This window comes from Atribacteraceae bacterium (assembly GCA_035477455.1).
In the GTDB taxonomy this organism is placed as follows: domain Bacteria; phylum Atribacterota; class Atribacteria; order Atribacterales; family Atribacteraceae; genus DATIKP01.
In genome coordinates this window covers 1-4,895 of the sequence record DATIKP010000046.1, presented here as the reverse complement: position 1 = coordinate 4,895, position 4,895 = coordinate 1, and the positions used below count along the sequence as shown (strand labels likewise).

At 49.4% G+C, this 4,895-nt stretch carries 6 protein-coding genes; 3 read left to right on the top strand and 3 right to left on the bottom strand.

What is annotated here, in order from left to right; translation table 11 throughout:
• Window positions 1-212: 212 nt before the first annotated feature.
• The 3 genes from VLH40_02695 (at window position 213) to VLH40_02685 (ending at window position 2,300) form a co-directional block, all read left to right on the top strand.
• A complete protein-coding gene (locus VLH40_02695; GenBank protein ID HSV30918.1) occupies window positions 213-395 on the top strand; it encodes a hypothetical protein in 183 nt (60 codons plus the stop codon).
• A 379-nt stretch (window positions 396-774) separates the two neighbouring features.
• The gene (locus VLH40_02690) at window positions 775-1,344 is read left to right on the top strand and encodes a DUF4256 domain-containing protein (protein HSV30917.1); all 570 of its coding nucleotides are present in this window, start codon (window positions 775-777) and stop codon (window positions 1,342-1,344) included.
• Window positions 1,345-2,018: 674 nt separating this feature from the next.
• Window positions 2,019-2,300, top strand: a complete 282-nt coding sequence (locus VLH40_02685) for a hypothetical protein (protein ID HSV30916.1) — start codon at window positions 2,019-2,021, stop codon at window positions 2,298-2,300.
• A 250-nt stretch (window positions 2,301-2,550) separates the two neighbouring features.
• On the opposite strand, the gene VLH40_02680 is transcribed toward VLH40_02685, so the two are convergent.
• The 3 genes from VLH40_02680 to VLH40_02670 form a co-directional block, all read right to left on the bottom strand.
• A complete protein-coding gene (locus tag VLH40_02680; protein HSV30915.1) occupies window positions 2,551-3,387 on the bottom strand; it encodes a carbohydrate ABC transporter permease in 837 nt (278 codons plus the stop codon).
• Entirely contained in the window at window positions 3,377-4,258 is an 882-nt protein-coding gene (locus VLH40_02675; protein HSV30914.1) for a sugar ABC transporter permease, read from the bottom strand. The genes VLH40_02680 and VLH40_02675 overlap by 11 nt, the downstream gene beginning before the upstream one ends.
• A 72-nt stretch (window positions 4,259-4,330) precedes the next feature.
• A partial coding sequence (locus VLH40_02670; protein ID HSV30913.1) for an extracellular solute-binding protein occupies window positions 4,331-4,895 on the bottom strand: 565 nt, incomplete at its 5' end.

Here is a 4,895-nt window from a genome sequence, read left to right as displayed (position 1 = left end):
ATATAATGGCTAATCAGAAGGTGAATTTAAAAACGGAGAAGGAACTCCAAGAAGCAATCTTACAAGAAAGAGTAAGAGGAACCCCTGATTTAGAAATTGGTCAGGAATAGGGAGTTACTTTTAGATATATTGAGCGACTGATTACTAGAACACGGGGGCTCAATGTTAGCGTTTTGGGTGTTTCTAAAAAAAGAAGAAGATGGAGGTGTAAGATGAATACACAATTCGTAGTCGATGAGTCAGGCAGGAAAACAGCAGTGATCCTACCGGTAGAAGAATATGATGAATTATTGGAAGACATTCATGATCTGGTTGTTATTGCCGAAAGAAAAGATGAACCATCAATCAATTTTGATGAGCTTAAGAAAAGACTGAAAGCTGATGGGCTTATTTAAAATTGACCCGAAAAGATCATTAGAACATGATTTGAGGAAAATTGACAAGCAGTTTATTTCAAAGATTCTTGAAGCTATCGAAGGTCTTTCAGAAGATCCCTTTCCTGTGCAATCAAGAAAAATGAGAGGATCAGAATCGAGTTATCGACTACGGGTAGGAGATTACCGTGTAATTTATCAAGTCGACACTTCAAATAAGATTGTTAATATTTATCATGCACGACATAGAAAAGACGTTTACAAAAGGTAAAATGGTGACCTGACATCCAAACTTTTCAGGCTTCTTTTCCGCCAAGTGCATATTTCGGAGTAATTTTATGCTGGGGACGTTATGTGTCATGGGCGTGCGGAGCGATACACAGAAGGGGTGCAAGGACACATGGCAAAGGAAGGTACGTTGAGCCTTGGACCAAGCGAACGCGAAGAACTGCTGGCGACGATCAAGGTTCGTTTTGAGGCAAACATGCACCGCCACGAGGGCCTCGAGTGGGAGGAGGTGCGAGCGAGGCTGGAAGGTGAGCCCGGCAAGCTGTGGTCGCTCAGCGAGATGGAGAGGAGTGGCGGCGAGCCAGATGTGATAGGCCAGGAGAAGAGCACGGGCGAGTACCTCTTCTTTGATTGCTCCCCGGAAAGTCCACAGGGTCGCAGGAGCGTGTGCTATGACCGCCAAGCGCTGGAAGCGAGGAAGAAGCACAAACCAGAAGCCAGCGCGGTCGAGATGGCCACCGCCATGGGAGCTGTCCTTCTGATTGAAGAACAGTACCGGAGATTGCAGGAACTCGGACCGTTCGATACGAAGACCTCGAGCTGGCTGCACACACCGCCGGACATCAGGAGACTCGGCGGCGCCATCTTCGGTGATTACCGCTATGGAACTGTCTTCGTATATCACAACGGTGCGGAGTCCTACTATGCCGCCAGGGGGTTCCGTTGCGCGCTCAGGGTCTAGCTGTTGGTGTTACTGAGCGTTGACCGAAAATTGACTGTGTAAGTTGTCCAGGTTCTGCTGGATTTAAAGACCAGAAAACATCACCCCCGCACATGCGGGGAACAGTTTACATACTTCTCTACCGCCTCTTTTATCCGCTTAGCTCTTGCGCCTTTATCTCGAAGCGTATCTTCGCTGAAAAAGGAATTCCAATGCCGGCCTGTTTATGAAGCGCTGGCTCTTTGGTATATCAGGAATATTCTCCCGTCCTTTCACATAGCCGATTAATCTTTCCATAAAATCATCCTCACCCAAAATACTTTGCGCTCTGAGGTCTTTCCAAATAGGTCTTGCCTGTATCCCGTTTCTTACTCAGGCAATAGGCGTGGCAGAGCCAGTTATAGCGGACAGTAACCTATGACTTTTCTTTCATTTCCCCGGCTGGTAACCTGATATACAGCTCCGGGAAACTCTATTGGTAATGGACGAGCCATAATCAAAAAATATCACTTCGGTGGAACTGCAGATCGCCGGGATCTCCAGCCTGGAAGCGGCCAACGCCTTCCTGGCCACCTTCATCCAGAAGTTCAACCAGAAGTCTGGCCGGGCACCCCCGGGACCCTGAGTCGGCCTTCCGCCCCCTGACAGAGGACCTTCCTTTAGACAGTATTTTGTGCCGCGAGGAGACCCGGAAAGTGAATAACGGCTCCCACTTCTCGTTTGGGGGAGCCAGGCACCAGGCCGGGCGCCAGGGGAAGGTTCTGCCCCTGGCGCCCGGCTCAACGGTCGCGCTCCTCTCCGTTCCCCGCTGGGGGGTCAAGATGCAGCACAACGGTTCTGTTTACCAAGTGACAGCTTTGGAAGAGGTTCCCAAGAAAGCGGTGGTTCCCCAACCACCGGAAAAACCTCGGAAACCGATGACTCCTAAACAGGATCACCCCTGGCAGATCCCTTCTCCGGTTCTTCCTTTTTCGTGAGGAATCAGAGCGGGAAACCCGGGAAACCCTGTACCGTTACCCTGGCCTAGGTGATAAGTAGCAGTGAGGGGAAGGCTCTTCCATTTCAATAAAGGTAAAAAAAGAGGGGCATTTTCATAGAATATTGACAGATTCACCGGTTTTTCACGAAAAATTACCAAACGAAAATACGAAGGGACCGTGGTTGATTGTTTCCACCAATCCGCCACCACAACCACATACTTATCCGGTTACTCCCCCGGATTCCCGGCTACTCTTTCACGGCTCCCATCGTCAATCCCCGTACTATATATCGCTGGATAATGAAAGTCACGATAATGATCGGTATGATATGAACCACCGACAGGGCGGTCATGGATTCCCACCGGATCTGGGTCTGAGACCAGTATTCAGAAATCGCCACCGGCAGTGTTTTGGCGTTCCTTCCGGTTAACACAAGTGCTCCCAATAGTTCGTTCCAGGAAAACATGAAACTGAAAATGCTGATGGTCGCCAAGCCCGGTGCGGACAGGGGTAAGGCGATTTTGAACATGGCCTGAAACCAGGTGCATCCATCGAGGAGTGCCGCTTCTTCGATATCACGCGGAATCTGGCGCAGGAAACCGGCCAGTATCCAGACGACAAAAGGAAGATTAAACCCAATATGAACCATAATCAATCCCGCATTGCTGTCCAGTAATCGGACACTGCGCAAGATCAGATACAAGGGTATCATCGAAGCGATGGGAGGCATCATTCGAACGCTCAAGACCCAGAATTCCCAGTGTTTTTTCCCGGGAACCGGAAACTTGGCTAGTCCATAGGCGGCGAGTGAGCCGATCAAGACCACGCATAACGTGCTGAATAGGCCAACCTTGAGCGAGTTCCACAAAAAGGGTAAGCGTGAGGCCGAGCCGGTGAACTCCTGGAGGTAGTTCTGAATATTGAGAGAAGGAATCCAAACCGGTGGAATGGAGAAAATTTCAACCCGAGTTTTGAATGAGGAAAGAAAGATCCAGACAATTGGAAAGATACTGACCAGAACAATCACCAAGCAGGCTATGTAAATAAACAGGTTGATTGCTTTTTTTCTCTGTTTAGGTTTCACCGACGACCCCTCCTCGATAAAAGAGCTTGATCATGATCTGGCTGATAATGATGATCATAACCAAGATCACCAGGGCAGCTGATGATGAAAAACCGAGGTTGAAAAAACGAAAAGCATGCCGGTAGACAAAGTAACTCATCGTTTCCGTAGCGCTTCCCGGTCCCCCCTGGGTGGTCGAATAAACCAAGTCGAACAAACGGAGATTGTCCATCAGACGAATAAGCAGAATGACCAAGGTGATGTTTTTCAGAGAAGGGAGCTTGACATAAAACATAGACTGATACCATCTGGCGCCATCCACCGCAGCGGCGTCATAGAGATGCCGGGGAATGCTGGACAGGCCGGCTAGAAAGATGATAGTGGAAAAAGGAGTCCACTGCCAGATATTGATCAGGATCAAAGTCAACATGGCAGTTTCACCAGCAGCGAACCATGGCAAAAAACCGATCCCCAAGCGAATGGTCAGATAGTTGGCTAAGCCGAAGGTCGGGTGAAAAATATACATCCAGATCAGACCCCAAACCACAGGGGTGACCATCATGGGCAGCATGTATATCGTGCGTAGGAATTCCATTCCCTTAAGCCTTTTGTCGAATATCTCGGCAACCAGATACCCAAACACCAGTTCCAGGGCAATACTCACAATCGTGAGCACAAAGGTATTGAACAACGCGGTTCTGAAAAGATCTTCTTGAATCAAGCGGACAAAATTTTCCACCCCCACAAATACGGACAGATCTGGGCGAGCCAGGTTAAAGTCACGGACGCTCAGTATCAAGGTATAGAGCATCGGGTAGATGGAGAGGAAAAGCAGATAGATAATCGTCGGCAACATGAGGATCATGCCGACTTTCGGAAGGCTTTTAACCACGGTATTTCCTCCTGGAAAAAACTAGGGGAGAGAATGTTCTCTCCCCTAGTTCGAATCTTCCGAAAGAGCTGTTTACTCGAGATAGCCCCCTCGTTTCATCAAGATCGTCGCATAATCCTGCACACCCTGCATAGCTTCCTCGGAGGAGATCTCACCCAACAACGCTTCAGATATCTTCAGACCGACAACATCGATGATCTCAAAGCTCTCCGGAACTCGGGGACGGCAATCGACGAAGGTCAAGGGAGCAGTCTCCATAATCGTATGGTACCATGGGTTGGCTTCGATCAGGGCGGGATCGTTAACTGCAGACAACCGGCTGGGAGGACCACCCGCCGCGCAGAATTTTTTGTGAATCTCTGGGCTACAGAACCATTTGATGTATTCCCAGGCCAAATCTTTACTAGGGCTGTCATGAGCGATACCCATCACCCATCCGCCTACCGGCGGTGAGGTGGTGATTCCTTCAAGTGCTGGGAAAACGGTGGTTCCAAAATTATCGATCACGGTGGAGATAGCCGGATCGGCGTACATAGGTGTGCGCACCGTCCAAGTAGAGGCCATGCTCACCTTTCCCAGCTGGAAAGCGGTAGCCCGGTCATCCCAAGCATAGTTGATCGATCCGGGAGGCGTATAG

Bases quoted from the DNA above. Each gene is read 5' to 3' on its own strand.
- VLH40_02690 (HSV30917.1), top strand. From the start codon at position 775: ATGGCAAAGGAAGGTACGTTGAGCCTTGGACCAAGCGAACGCGAAGAA.
- VLH40_02695 (HSV30918.1), top strand. From the start codon at position 213: ATGAATACACAATTCGTAGTCGATGAGTCAGGCAGGAAAACAGCAGTG.